The organism is Providencia hangzhouensis, from assembly GCF_029193595.2.
Classification (GTDB): Bacteria; Pseudomonadota; Gammaproteobacteria; order Enterobacterales; family Enterobacteriaceae; genus Providencia; species Providencia hangzhouensis.
On the sequence record NZ_CP135052.1, the window covers coordinates 2,160,822 to 2,174,169 of the forward strand.

Consider the following 13,348-nt stretch of genomic DNA (forward strand, 5'->3'; position numbering starts at 1 on the left):
TTCCATAACGCTGCCTGGTGGGATATTGCCTATGTTACGCATTAAAAAAGAAGCACTTACTTTCGACGACGTTTTACTCGTTCCTGCACACTCAACCGTATTACCGAATACCGCAGATTTATCAACTCAACTGACTGCAAACATCCGCCTGAACATTCCTATGCTTTCTGCAGCCATGGATACTGTCACTGAATCTGACCTTGCTATTGCATTAGCACAAGAAGGTGGCATTGGTTTCATCCATAAAAACATGACTATTGAGCGCCAAGCGGAAGAAGTTCGCCGCGTGAAAAAGCATGAAAGTGGTGTCGTCACTGACCCTGTGACAGTAACGCCTGATACTACCATTCGTGAAGTGCAAGAAATGGCTGAGCGCAATGGTTTTGCAGGTTACCCAGTAGTTGCAAACGACAACTCATTAGTTGGTATTATTACGGGCCGCGATGTTCGTTTCGTGACGGATTTGGACCAGCCTGTTACTGCTGTGATGACGCCAAAAGAACGTTTAGTCACCGTGAAAGAAGGCGAAGCACGTGAAATTGTTTTACAAAAAATGCATGAAAAACGTGTAGAAAAAGCCTTAGTGATCGATGATAACTTTCATTTGTTAGGGATGATCACTGTTAAAGACTTCCAAAAAGCAGAACGTAAGCCAAACGCGTGTAAAGACGAGCAAGGCCGTTTGCGTGTTGGTGCTGCTGTTGGTGCTGGTGCAGGAAATGAAGAGCGTGTTGACGCACTGGTGGCTGCTGGCGTTGACGTTTTATTAATTGATTCATCACATGGTCATTCAGAAGGCGTATTACAACGTATTCGTGAAACCCGCCAAAAATACCCTGACTTACAAATCATTGGCGGTAACGTAGCAACCGCGGAAGGGGCGAAAGCGCTGGCTGATGCAGGTGTTAGCGCCGTTAAAGTCGGTATTGGCCCTGGTTCAATTTGTACAACTCGTATCGTAACTGGTGTGGGTGTACCACAAATTACAGCTATTGCAGAAGCGGCAGAAGCCCTTGAAGGTACGGGTATTCCTGTTATCGCGGATGGGGGTATTCGCTTCTCAGGTGATATCTCTAAAGCTATCGCGGCAGGCGCAGCCTGTGTGATGGTCGGCTCAATGTTCGCAGGAACTGAAGAGTCTCCGGGAGAAACTATTTTATTCCAAGGCCGTACTTACAAAGCATACCGTGGCATGGGTTCACTGGGTGCGATGTCTAAAGGTTCGTCAGATCGTTACTTCCAATCTGATAATGCAGCAGACAAATTAGTGCCAGAAGGCATTGAAGGCCGCGTAGCATACAAAGGTCGCCTAAAAGAAATCATTCATCAACAAATGGGTGGCTTACGCTCCTGTATGGGCCTGACGGGCTGTGGTACTATTGATGCATTAAGAACAAAAGCAGAATTTGTTCGCATCAGTGGAGCCGGTATCCAAGAAAGCCACGTTCATGATGTTACTATCACGAAAGAATCGCCAAACTACCGTTTGGGGCAATAATCGATAAAGTTTCTCAGGGTGGCGCATTCATTTGATTGCGTCACCGATTCTTATTTTTGACTTGAATTTTTGGAATTCTCCTCAAATGACAACAAATATCCATAAACATCGCATTCTTATTCTTGATTTCGGCTCGCAATATACACAGCTGATCGCCCGTCGTATTCGTGAAATTGGCGTTTACTGTGAACTCTGGGCGTGGGACGTTACAGAAGAACAAATTCGAGGATTTAATCCAAACGGTATTATTCTTTCTGGCGGGCCAGAAAGTACGACTGAGTCAGATAGCCCACGTGCTCCTGATTACGTATTTAATGCAGGTGTTCCTGTATTAGGTATTTGTTATGGCATGCAAACCATGTCAATGCAGTTGGGTGGTGCAGTTGAAGTCTCTGGTGAACGTGAGTTCGGTTATGCCAATGTCGAAATCACTGAGCAATGTGAATTATTCCGTGATATTCATGACTCTCTGAACGAAGCTGGCAAGCCAGTACTTGATGTCTGGATGAGCCATGGTGATAAAGTTACAGCTATCCCTGCAGAGTTTAAAACTATCGCCAGCACGCCAAGCTGCCCATATGCCATCATGGCAAATGAAGAGAAGAAATTCTACGGTGTTCAATTCCACCCAGAAGTGACTCACACTCACCAAGGCCTAAATATTTTAACGCGTTTTGTGAAAGATATTTGCCAATGTGAAGCCCTGTGGACACCAGCTGCAATTATCGAAGACACAGTAGCGCGTTTAAAAGAGCAAATTGGTGATGACCACGTACTGCTCGCATTATCGGGTGGTGTTGATTCATCGGTTACGGCATTGCTATTAAACCGTGCAATTGGTAAACGTTTAACCTGTGTGTTCGTTGATAACGGTTTATTGCGTTTAAACGAAGCAGACCAAGTAATGGAAATGTTCGCAGGTAAATTTGACCTGAACATCATCCATGCAAAAGCTGAAGATCGCTTCTTAAATGCATTAGCTGGGATCAGCGATCCAGAAGCTAAACGTAAGAAAATTGGCCACGTATTTATCGAAGTATTTGATGAAGAGTCATCTAAGCTGCCTAATATCAAATGGTTGGCTCAAGGAACAATTTACCCAGACGTTATCGAATCAGCAGCATCAGCAACCGGTAAAGCACACGTTATCAAGTCTCACCATAACGTAGGTGGTCTGCCGGATGACATGAAACTTGGTTTAGTTGAGCCATTAAAAGAATTGTTTAAAGATGAAGTCCGTAAAATTGGTCTCGAATTAGGCCTCCCGTACGATATGCTGTATCGCCACCCATTCCCAGGCCCAGGTTTAGGGGTTCGCGTGTTAGGTGAAGTGAAGAAAGAGTACTGTGACTTATTACGTCGTGCAGATGCTATCTTTATTGAAGAACTGCACAAAGCAGATTTATATCATAAAGTTAGCCAAGCATTTACCGTATTTTTACCTGTCCGCTCTGTCGGTGTTATGGGTGATGGCCGTAAATACGACTGGGTTGTTTCACTACGTGCAGTTGAAACCATCGACTTTATGACCGCTCATTGGGCGCATTTACCTTATGACTTCTTAGGCCGCGTTTCAAACCGCATCATTAATGAAGTCGATGGTATTTCCCGTGTTGTTTATGATATCAGCGGCAAACCACCTGCGACTATTGAGTGGGAATAATATAGTTATTGTTGATAACAGTTTTTAGTTATCGATAAATTCAAAGGCATCAGTTAGTTACTGGTGCCTTTTTGTTTTTAACAGTTTTTAGCAGTTGACAATTGCTGATAATTTTGACGGTATATATGACGGTATCAGAAATAATAATGACTAAATTGATAACTTAATACCGTCGCTAAAAACATAAAAATGACGGTATCACGCAAAGGAATACCGACGTGTTAACCGATAAAAAATTAAAGAGCTTAAAGCCAGAAGATAAGCTATATAAGGTAGCTGATCGTGACGGTTTGTATGTTGCTGTTACAAAAACTGGTTCTATATCATTTAGATATGATTACCGCTTTAATGGGCGTAGAGAAACGATAACGTTTGGACGCTACAGCGATGACGGTATTACACTTGCAGAAGCAAGAGAAATGCTAATCGACGCCAAAAAGACGCTGAACGCAGGAGTATCACCAGCTTCACAGAAGCGAGACGGTATTACAAAGCGAAAAGTAGGGTTTACCCTGAAAGACTATACCGTCAAATATCTATCAGAAACCCGGTTCGCAGACAGCACGCTAGATATGAAGACTGCTATTGTCGAAAGGGATCTATACCCAACACTGGGTAAACTACAGCTAGAAGAAATCACAACACAAAAGGTTAGAGCCTTATGTGAAAAAATTAAAGAGCGTGGCGGTAATTCTACAGCTTTGCAGATACGTGAAATTGTTGGCTCTGTGTTCGACTACGTTATTGATCGTGGCTATGAGATAGAAAACCCTGTTAGCAGTATTAAAGCTTCATCCATCGCTACATTTGAGGCACGCGATAGGGCAATGACAGCTAAAGAAGTTGGTATATTCTTTAATGAACTAGAAAATTATAGCTGTTATCCAACGCTTAAATTAGCCGTTAAGTTCGTGCTATTAACTTTAGTTAGAAAAAGTGAGTTTATAAAAGCGACTTGGGATGAGATTGATTTTGATGAGAGATGCTGGATCATACCTAAGGCAAGAATGAAAAGAAGAAGGGCGCACGTAATCTATTTATCCGAACAAGCCTACGACATGCTTGTTGGGTTTAAGGCCTGTGCTATGGGTAGTAATTATTTAGTTCCTGGTCGATATGATATAAGCAAGCCGCTTTCTAATGCTGCGTTAAATAACGTAATTGACGGTGTTGTTAAGCGTATAAATGCGAAGGGGATTAATTTTGAACCGTTGACAGTCCATGATTTGAGAAGAACCGCCAGCACACTGCTACATGAAGCTGGCTTCAATTCTGACTGGATAGAAAAGTGCTTAGCCCACGAACAAAAAGGCGTACGTGCTGTTTATAACAAAGCAGAGTATGCAGAGCAGCGCCGCGATATGCTACAGCAGTGGGCTAATATGGTGGATGGTTGGATAGAAAAAGAGAAGGGTAAAATTTAAGAGGTTTATTTTTCTGTGTCTAAAACTTTTGTGGCCAGTAAAGTTGATAGCATCGATACACCAACCACCAGCCAAAATACGGAATAAAAAAGCCGATCAATAATTACTGGGCGGCTATCGTTTTCGCTACCAATTGCAGAGAAAACATAACCTGCAATCCATGCGTACGCTATCAAAATTAGCTCAATCAATGGTAGCCTCCTTGGTTATAAATTGTGGTCCAGTAAGTTCAATGCTGTTATTCGGGCATTCATTACCCCAAGCATCCCAATCTTGTGACATGTCACGCGCAAACAATTCTATGCGATTAACGTCACCGTATAATTTTTCAAGCCTATTTTTAACCTCCCAAGGCTTTTGACTGTGTTCACCCAAGCAACTAAACACAACCTGTTTAACACTAGCGCTCATACGCTCTAAGCCATTGCCGCGAGTCGCTATTAATACATCCTCGCTATTGGCTCTGGTGTAGTTGCCACCATTCATTTTGGTTTCAGCATTGAGTAGATCCAGCATGTCATGAAAATCAAATAAGGTTCCATTTTGTAGCGCTTTATCGAAACGCTCATGCGCTAGTGAATTGAACTTAACCCATGTAAAGGCTTTTGACGTGCGAACCGTAAAGCCCCATGCTTTAGCTAACTCAAATGCTTCTTGCACAAAGTTACCTGTGTACCACATGGCAAGGACTGAGTTTTCGGCGGCGATGGTATGAACGGGGAGGTGTTTTAAATCAAATAGGCTGGTGGTTTGGTAGTGATTATTTGCGGCACCGTTGGAAACTTTATTGCTGTATTGCCAAGGGGGATCGCAATAAATGAGGCTGTATTTTTTCATTGTTACCTACATTATATTAATTACCTTTCTAAAATAGAATGCAACTCTCAAAGCGAAAATATCAAACTTATTTTTGTTGTTTAATGCAACTCTATAATATTCACATTTTTCACAAGAGCATTCATAATAAAATAACTCTTCTTTGTTGAGTTTCTTATTACACCATACACAACGAGTTTTATTCATTTGTATAATCCAGTTTCTTTAGCTGCTTTTTCAACATCACTATGAAATAAAGCTAATCGGTTAATTAAATCTTCCGTTGGCTCAGTAGCGTTAATTACTTCTTTCCATAGCGCAGTACATCTTATTTGAAGCTTTCCTCCTATTTCAGCGTTACGTAATCGAATCATCCCAGTATCTTGCGCATCAAAATTCAAGCGGGTAAATAACGAATTAAGTATTTTTCTTTTATCTTCCACGAATAACCTCCCCACAAACTATCTCAACATCCCGCACCATCATTAATTGACTGGCACGGCTCTCGCATTCTTGCTGTGTGTATATTTGCTTAGATACAGGCACAGCAGAACCCTGTATTAGCATGAGTAATACATATCCGATTATTTGCATGGTTATTTATCTAGGCGGTAGAGTGGAATATTAACTGATTCTGAACTTTGCCTCTCAGCAAACAAATAAGTGAATATTTTTAAATCTGAAATATCTTTTTCTGATGCATAAACAACAGGCTGTAAGTTGTTAATTCGCTCAATCTCATTACATAATTGAATTAACATTTTAGGGTGAATTAATTTATCCCAATCATTCAGCCTAAAAGTAAACTCTTCATTCTCAAGTTCAGCTTTAATTAATGACTCACTACGTTTTTTTAATTCTTTCGCGTATTCTAACAATTCTTTATTCATTTTTTATTTTCACTCCGTTGCTGATTAGTTTTCTTATTACTATATCTGCATTGAAATACCAGTTCCCGTGCATTTGTATTGGTTTTGGTATCTCAATTTCTAAGTTTTCGCGTGACTCTTGCCAGCCCTCCCACATCATTTGAATTAAGCTATATTTATAATCATCAATATCTTTTTTGTTCTTTTTTTCTGTTGATAATTTTCTTTTTATTAATACCGCTTCAAACTGCCGCCTTGATTTATCCATTCTTACTCCTGAATTTTAGGTATAAAAAACCCTGCTAGTGCAGGGTCATGTCATATCTTCTATTTTTTCATATATTTTATATATTTTTTGTTTTATTAAAATCAAATCACCGTTGACAAACCTATTTAATATTTCCACTTTTTGAGTATCTTTTAAATTATAATTTTTCATTGAAGATATAATTGTTCTATCTATAATATTTTTTAATTCGATTATTGTGAAATTCACATCTTCAACTATAATCATCAAATCCATGCTAGTCATGAATCTGTTTTTCATTGATTCACGCATCATTTCATCTGTAGAGTTTGTAGCTATAGTTTTGCTATTTATAAACTCATTGTGTTTCCCGAAAGCATTTAGTGTTAAGTATTTATTTCTTTTGACTGTACATGAAATACTTGCATATTTTGATGCGAAATCACTGTTAGTGAATTTTTCAATATCCTCAATTGCAATTAACACTTCACTCAAGGAGGTTACTAGATTTCTTTTGATAAAACGGTCAATAACCATTTGTTTTTTTTCTGCTTCATTTTTTTCTAGAGAATACACTACAATTGTAGCAAATATACCAAGTGCCGACAGGAAACCGAACCCTGAAGATACTTTATTTGAGTAATCCATTTTTGAATAATAAATAAATGAAATGCCAAGAAAAAAAATAACTAAACACAATATAATTAAAAAAGCAGTTTTCATTGCACTGCAAAAAAAATCCTCTTTTTTGTAAGACATAGCTCCTCCTTATCCAAAGCAGGGATCATACTCACATCCATGTGACTAATCCACTGTCAAAATACCTCCTTAGTTCGCTTTTTTGAACTCAACCACCCATACCCATTCGTTATTAATCCAACTATCAATTCCGTATATTGCATTCCACATCAAAGCAAACTCAGATGAGTAAGCGCTTAGCTTCCCATCGAACCCTTCGGCTTTAGCATCGCGTTCACTGATATCATTTACTTGCTGCAGCCAAACATCATTAATCTCAATTTTCCCTTTGATATTACCGTCCTTGTCTGCAATGTTGATGATGTCTCCAATTTCACCGTACGGGCAATCAGGGTCAATAAATCCATGTCGCCATGCAGCGCATACTTGCTCTGATAGTGTGTAACCTTCTTGCCATGCACCAAGCTTGCGTAACTCTTCCTCGGTTACTTTTGGTTGTGGTTCAATCGGTCTACGTGTCTGCGTTTTTCTACCATTCATGACAGCCGCTAACATTGCATCGTTAAACTTTATTCTGTCTTTCATTACACCGCCTTTCTATATCCAGCTTTATATAACCGCTCTGCGTACATATAAGCGGTAGCCATACCTGTATCAGGAATATCAAAATTACCAGCATCAACAGTTATGTTCGAGAGTGATAAATCCTTCGCCATTTGCTGAATTTCCTTTTCAGCTACCTCATTACGCTTTTTATCAGCAAGCTGTTTTGATAAATCAGCGCATTCAAAGCAAATATTCACATCACCCGCCACAATTAAATTTGCAACTCCAACATCCTTACTACAAGCTGAGCATATATTTCTCACTTTTGGTTCAAATTGTTTTTGTAACTCAATCATCTTCATTCCTCTTATTGCATCCCTGCGAGTTAACCAGACCGATTCCACTACATACAGGACATTCACCAATGCGCTCATCGTTTTCATTAAGCATATGTCCATGACAACAATTCTTGCATTCTAGGTTTTTTGCTTTTTCTGTGGCTCTAAGTTGTAAGTTCTTAGGAATCAGTGATACATCTTTAAGGTAGCCTTGGGATATAAGCTTTTCTGCCATTTTTCCTACAGCTACTGGAAGTATTCGATCACCATCCCAGTAGCCTTTAGAGTCAAGTGATGACTTTTCAATATCCCATCGGAATAAAACTGCTGGCGCTAAATAGTTCAATTCGCGTTTGTTTAACTTTGACATATATCTATCTCCTGTTTGCATCCTTGCAAATATATCCTTTGGTTAATAATCGTTGCTGTAATAAATCTCATCAGCGTCAGATTCATCTAAAACTAACAAGCTACCACCGTAATAAAGCGCACCAACAAGGCGCTCAAACTCAGAACGGAACTGAACAACTTGCTTACCAAGCGTGTCATGGTATTCAAGCTCACCAGCGTATAGGCTGTAAACTGGATACCCATCATGCATAACTGCTACGTCTTCACGCATTTCTCTAGTGGTTTTTTGATGGAAGCTAAGGTAGGTATCGCACTGATGATATTTTTCTTTGCTTCTATGGCTGTATGGAGAGTCGCTAGCTGGCTCTTTCTCCAAACCGATATGAAAAAATCCTTTTTCCCATGTATATTCTCCCTCGGAAATAATCACTAGTGGTCTTCCCCAGCCCTCATGAGCCGCTTCCTCTTGATATTGATCTACGTATGCCTTCCAAAGGTCAGATGCTTTGATATATTTTGGAATTTCATGTGATTTGATAAATTTCAATACCAAATCTTTCATGCCGCTAACCATTTGCTCGCTGACACCATTCATTTCCCATTGGCTAGAAAGCTCTTTAGCCATTAATAGGTTATATTTAGGCAGGTCGACCACTTCACTAATATTTTCTGGAAGCGCTGATTCAAGAGCTTTTTTAACTCGATCTGGAAAACTACCCCAACTGAAAGTATCTTTAATTGCTTTCTCATAAAGGCTTTTAACATGAGTGCGGATCATTTCTGCATACTCAGGTGATTTTTCAAATTCAGAGCAATGTTTTGCAATATCATTTGCCAAGCTATCAGCAATAGTATTGTTATCTTTCATGGTTATTACCTAATTGGTTAGTTAAATCACATAGGGAAGGGTTAGTAATTCATCCACAGGCATTCTGTTCGGGTTCCAGTGCCACGACCTGCGGAAATACGGGATTGTTTTGTTACCTTTCGCCAGCTTGATAATTCATCGTTGTACAACTCTGATTCATAGCCACTGATAGCAACCATGCCAGATACTGATTTAAGTACCTGCAGTAATTCATGGTGTTGATCGGTGGTGAGTTCAAAGTTGTAATAACGATTTCGCATTACTCTGGTGGATGGAACATAGGGGGGATCTACATAAAACAAGGTATCAGCGCTGTCATGCTGCTTGATTAATTCAATTGCTGGTTTGTTTTCTATGATTACACCTTGCAACCGACTGCATACAGCAGCTAGGTTTTCAGGGTATTTAGCCCAAAGGTGTGAAGCTGTTGCATACTTGCGCTTACTATCAGAGCGGAAACCTGATGTTCCACCTGATGAAGCTGCGGAACCAAAACCCATACAAGCACGAACAACCATTCGCCTAGCGCGTTCAATAGGGTCATTGATATTTATTCTGGCCAGTTCGAATTCATCACGTGAATAGGGTGTTAAGTAGCAAGCACGTTGTAGCTGTTCATTCATTGCTTTATCACGTATCACCTGAAATAAATTAACTACCTCACTATCTAAATCGTTATAAACCTCAGCGTAGCTAGGTTCTTTTTGCATTAGAACACCAGCCGCGCCACCGAATGGTTCAACATAGCAACGGTGATCAGGGAAGTGGCTAATCACCCATTTAGCTAAGCGAAACTTGCTACCGTGGTAGCGTATTACTGGATGCTTGATAGTCATTGCTTAGCCTTTTTAGCACCGGGTGCTTGTCTGGCTTGTTTTATGTTTTCTTCGTCTTCTTTGTACATGGTTGGATTGGTGATGCAGTCATCTAAATAAGCGTTTACCTCATCCAATAAGTAAACATGCTTGCGCGGGGCTAAATAGATTTTTCTTAGAATACCTTCTTTATCACGGCTATCTAATGCCGTTCTACCCAAGCCAGTTACTTTTTTAACTAAGTCAGAAGAAATAACTTTCCCAATGGTACCGATTTCTTCTATGCCAATAATTTCTAATTTTAATGATTCTAAATTCATAATTTCCCCTAAGGTGGGGCGAACCCCACCACAAGTTTATTATTGGTATTCGTCTTTCATGTCGTTCAGCGTCAAACTGAATGAATCGAACAACTCATCGCCAAGCTTGCGTTTGTTGGCAGTAAGGAATTGAACAACCTTTTCGAATGCTGCTTTAGCTTCTGGTGAGCCACCAGCAGGCAGGCTGTTAATTTGTGCTTCAAGGTTGTTGCGTGAATCGACACGGTGATAAGCCTGTTTAGCTTTGTTGGTGAGTTCGGTATACAACGAAGTACCCATAACTGATTTGAGTTCTTCAATTTGGCTACGTATAGCTTTGAACTGTTCCAATGTTTCAGCGTTACTGATTGCTTGACGCATTTCATCAGGGTTAAATCCATCATCAACAATCTCACCTGTTATTACATTGCTATCGCCGCTGGTGGCTTCTTGATGTTGCTCAGGCTCATTTTGCTGAGTAATTTCATTGAGGCTTACGCGTTCTTTTTGTGGGGTAACATCTTTGATAGTACGCTCTTCAAGTTCATCTGGCGTATAAACCCCCATAATCACCTCAGGGCAATACAGGCGCGACCAGTATTTAACAGCCAAGTAAGCAATTTGTTGCTTCGGCATGGTTTTCCATAGCGGTGAGTTACGCGTTTGTACATCAGCTAAGTAAACCGGTTCACCGTATGTAATTTCCGTTTCACCTCTGAGAACTGCACCAACACGAATATATAAACCTGATTCGTCACGATTTTCTTTTACACCTACAATTTTTTCCCAGTCTCCGCCATATTCGTAATGGAATCTGCTATCAACAACTTTTGAGCTAGTGATAACCGAATTAACTAGTTGCGCTTCATAGCCAAGCGTGCCATTTATTAAATGTGTTTTTTGCCCTACAGCAAAAGGGTCCATTCCCCAGCGAGACGCTTGCATTACAATAGCTAAACAATCGGCAGGTTTGCCCTGTAAATGTTTAGGTACCGTCGCGGTACCAGATGCCATTAAATCAGCAATACGGATAACACAATTCATTGCTTCTGGATTAAAAAGAAGTGACATGTTATTCATGACACTGGTTTGCGGTTGGTTACTTAAAGCGACTTCTGACATGATGATTACCTCTAAATTGATAAGCGCCATGTAGTGAGCAGGGCGCTAGAATGGATTAAGCTTCTTCTAATTGAAGTTCTTCTAACTTGCGTGTTTCAAAGTCAGTAAGATTAATTGTGAGCGTTTCGGTGACTGGGGCAGGCCATACGCCAGTATTCATTGAGTTATTGATATCGCGCAGCGTCTTTTTGTACTCCAAGCGACCAAGTTCAAGCAGTTCAGGTGATGCTTCAACGATTGCAACCCAGTGGTAATTTTCGTCTTTGTTGACGAATATCCAGAAGAACTGGTCTAGCATGGCGATATCGCAGTACATTGCAGCGCTGACATGGTAATCACGGTTAATGATTTCCTTGCGTATCATTGCTGTGATTGCATCCTGCTTGTATCGTCCTAATGAAGCTGATTTAAGGTCAAAACCAACTCTTAGGTTTTCGTCATACTGGATCTCTAAGTCAGGACGCACACGAACTTCTAAGCCTGTGTCATCGTCGATACCGTAATAACTAACTTCAACTGCACGGTTAGGGTGAGTTACCAGCTTACCAGCCTCTGGATGGTCAAATACGGCTTGCTGCATAGCCTTGCCTAAACGGTACTGATCACCTGTAATGCGAATGCGTGATTCATCGGCTTGCCATGCGCTGATTAAATCATCTTCAAAAACTGCATCAGGCTTAACGGCTTTAACAGATGCGGCTAACTCTTCTTTCTTACCTGTTAACTTAAGTTGCTCTGTCTTTGGCTTGTCAGCGTTATATTCACGGATGAAGGCTTTAATTGAGTCTGTATTAGTAAACGCACCAGCAGGAATAGTAGGTGCTAGGCTAAACTCATCTTCAACCTTTTCAGGCTCTAAAACCAAGGTATGGAACAAGCTACCGAAGTCTAAGGCTTCTGAACGCTCACGCTGAATAACTTTGCTGATATGGCGGCGTTCGAAGTACATCAAGCTGATACGACCATCTTTCAACATCGTGCTGCTAATGCCGTTTGATGAATGGTAATCATCATTTGAAATATCGGTATAACGCCCGGGTTCAAAGTAAGGTGGTTCATTTACGGGGCATTCTTCAATAATTTCTGGTTCTGCATTACCAGTTTGTTTATCTTCACTGGCGTGAGTAATCACATCAGGTTTAGCAGGTTCGGTAACTTCCTCTTTATCAGGCGAAACCAAAGACTGGAAGTATTTCTTGCGGTCAATGTTAGAACGGAATTTATCAGGGTTCTTAATGATATGAATGTAAGCATTGATGATGTCGTTATCATGTAGAAACATCAGCTTTGGCGTTGATGTAGTGGTAATGCTTAACTCAAAAGCTACCTTTTCGAACGGTTCAAATTCTTCGCTGGTGGCGGTTTTGTTCAAGTGATTTGTTAGCTTATCAATGTTTTCAGGCGTGTTAATGTCATTGGCCATTAAGATTGCGCTAACAATGTTGCTTAATTTGCGTTGTTCAAATTGCTCTTGTTCTTGATTGCTCATTAGATAATTCCTTGTCGGTTTGAATTGCTATCCAAGTGACGAAAGCCCACTCGATACCATCTTTAAAATTTATGAATTCTTGTCTTTTTCCACGTACGATAAATACATGAAAACCATTTTCGATAAAAAACATCATTTCAATCACCTTTGATAAACAACTTGTTTATGTTTGTGGCGTGAAAAAAATCCAGCTAAAACAGCTAGATTGATTAATATTGTCACTGTCCAAATCTTGCATTCCGAATCTACGGGTTAGCTAAGACATTCTGCGGCTCACAGAATTTAGGAGTGTGATAGCCATTCT

19 protein-coding genes are annotated in these 13,348 nt (G+C 40.3%); 3 read left to right on the top strand and 16 right to left on the bottom strand.

Going from position 1 to position 13,348, the window contains the following annotated elements:
* The first annotated feature begins 31 nt into the window (after window positions 1-31).
* The 3 genes from guaB (at window position 32) to PZ638_RS09620 (ending at window position 4,585) form a co-directional block, all read left to right on the top strand.
* Entirely contained in the window at window positions 32-1,498 is a 1,467-nt protein-coding gene (gene guaB, locus PZ638_RS09610; protein ID WP_004253607.1) for an IMP dehydrogenase, read from the top strand.
* Window positions 1,499-1,583: 85 nt separating this feature from the next.
* Complete coding sequence (gene guaA, locus PZ638_RS09615; protein ID WP_144140682.1) at window positions 1,584-3,161, top strand: glutamine-hydrolyzing GMP synthase; 1,578 nt, start codon at window positions 1,584-1,586, stop codon at window positions 3,159-3,161.
* A gap of 218 nt (window positions 3,162-3,379) precedes the next feature.
* Complete coding sequence (locus PZ638_RS09620; protein WP_275612134.1) at window positions 3,380-4,585, top strand: tyrosine-type recombinase/integrase; 1,206 nt, start codon at window positions 3,380-3,382, stop codon at window positions 4,583-4,585.
* A 5-nt stretch (window positions 4,586-4,590) separates the two neighbouring features.
* Here PZ638_RS09620 and PZ638_RS09625 read toward each other — a convergent pair whose 3' ends face one another.
* The 16 genes from PZ638_RS09625 to PZ638_RS09700 all read right to left on the bottom strand — a co-directional run bounded on the left by PZ638_RS09625 (window position 4,591) and on the right by PZ638_RS09700 (window position 13,180).
* On the bottom strand, window positions 4,591-4,776 hold the full coding sequence (locus tag PZ638_RS09625) for a hypothetical protein (protein WP_275612135.1): 186 nt from the start codon (window positions 4,774-4,776) through the stop codon (window positions 4,591-4,593).
* On the bottom strand, window positions 4,769-5,422 hold the full coding sequence (locus tag PZ638_RS09630; protein WP_275612136.1) for an MT-A70 family methyltransferase: 654 nt from the start codon (window positions 5,420-5,422) through the stop codon (window positions 4,769-4,771). Before PZ638_RS09630 ends, PZ638_RS09625 begins: the two co-directional genes overlap by 8 nt.
* 182 nt (window positions 5,423-5,604) lie before the next feature.
* Window positions 5,605-5,844: a hypothetical protein gene (locus PZ638_RS09635; protein WP_275612137.1), complete on the bottom strand. Its 240-nt coding sequence runs from the start codon at window positions 5,842-5,844 to the stop codon at window positions 5,605-5,607.
* Complete coding sequence (locus PZ638_RS09640) at window positions 5,834-5,995, bottom strand: hypothetical protein (protein ID WP_275612138.1); 162 nt, start codon at window positions 5,993-5,995, stop codon at window positions 5,834-5,836. Before PZ638_RS09640 ends, PZ638_RS09635 begins: the two co-directional genes overlap by 11 nt.
* A 2-nt stretch (window positions 5,996-5,997) precedes the next feature.
* Window positions 5,998-6,291: a hypothetical protein gene (locus PZ638_RS09645; RefSeq protein ID WP_154632332.1), complete on the bottom strand. Its 294-nt coding sequence runs from the start codon at window positions 6,289-6,291 to the stop codon at window positions 5,998-6,000.
* Entirely contained in the window at window positions 6,284-6,538 is a 255-nt protein-coding gene (locus PZ638_RS09650; RefSeq protein WP_275612139.1) for a phiTE_015 family protein, read from the bottom strand. The genes PZ638_RS09645 and PZ638_RS09650 overlap by 8 nt, the downstream gene beginning before the upstream one ends.
* Before the next feature lie 45 nt (window positions 6,539-6,583).
* On the bottom strand, window positions 6,584-7,276 hold the full coding sequence (locus PZ638_RS09655) for a hypothetical protein (protein WP_275612140.1): 693 nt from the start codon (window positions 7,274-7,276) through the stop codon (window positions 6,584-6,586).
* Between the two features lie 69 nt (window positions 7,277-7,345).
* Complete coding sequence (locus tag PZ638_RS09660; protein WP_275612141.1) at window positions 7,346-7,801, bottom strand: ASCH domain-containing protein; 456 nt, start codon at window positions 7,799-7,801, stop codon at window positions 7,346-7,348.
* Window positions 7,801-8,118 (bottom strand): hypothetical protein, encoded by a 318-nt coding sequence (locus PZ638_RS09665; RefSeq protein WP_275612142.1) that lies wholly within the window; start codon window positions 8,116-8,118, stop codon window positions 7,801-7,803. Before PZ638_RS09665 ends, PZ638_RS09660 begins: the two co-directional genes overlap by 1 nt.
* Window positions 8,111-8,470 (bottom strand): hypothetical protein, encoded by a 360-nt coding sequence (locus PZ638_RS09670; RefSeq protein ID WP_275612143.1) that lies wholly within the window; start codon window positions 8,468-8,470, stop codon window positions 8,111-8,113. Before PZ638_RS09670 ends, PZ638_RS09665 begins: the two co-directional genes overlap by 8 nt.
* Window positions 8,471-8,512: 42 nt before the next feature.
* On the bottom strand, window positions 8,513-9,319 hold the full coding sequence (locus PZ638_RS09675; protein WP_275612144.1) for a hypothetical protein: 807 nt from the start codon (window positions 9,317-9,319) through the stop codon (window positions 8,513-8,515).
* A gap of 41 nt (window positions 9,320-9,360) precedes the next feature.
* The gene (locus PZ638_RS09680; protein WP_275612145.1) at window positions 9,361-10,155 is read right to left on the bottom strand and encodes a DNA adenine methylase; all 795 of its coding nucleotides are present in this window, start codon (window positions 10,153-10,155) and stop codon (window positions 9,361-9,363) included.
* Window positions 10,152-10,454, bottom strand: coding sequence for a hypothetical protein (locus PZ638_RS09685; protein ID WP_140179383.1), 303 nt, complete (start codon window positions 10,452-10,454; stop codon window positions 10,152-10,154). Before PZ638_RS09685 ends, PZ638_RS09680 begins: the two co-directional genes overlap by 4 nt.
* Before the next feature lie 39 nt (window positions 10,455-10,493).
* A complete protein-coding gene (locus tag PZ638_RS09690) occupies window positions 10,494-11,555 on the bottom strand; it encodes a RecT family recombinase (protein ID WP_275612146.1) in 1,062 nt (353 codons plus the stop codon).
* Between the two features lie 55 nt (window positions 11,556-11,610).
* Window positions 11,611-13,044, bottom strand: coding sequence for a PD-(D/E)XK nuclease-like domain-containing protein (locus PZ638_RS09695; RefSeq protein ID WP_275612147.1), 1,434 nt, complete (start codon window positions 13,042-13,044; stop codon window positions 11,611-11,613).
* Window positions 13,016-13,180, bottom strand: coding sequence for a hypothetical protein (locus tag PZ638_RS09700; protein ID WP_172767124.1), 165 nt, complete (start codon window positions 13,178-13,180; stop codon window positions 13,016-13,018). Before PZ638_RS09700 ends, PZ638_RS09695 begins: the two co-directional genes overlap by 29 nt.
* Window positions 13,181-13,348: the final 168 nt, after the last annotated feature.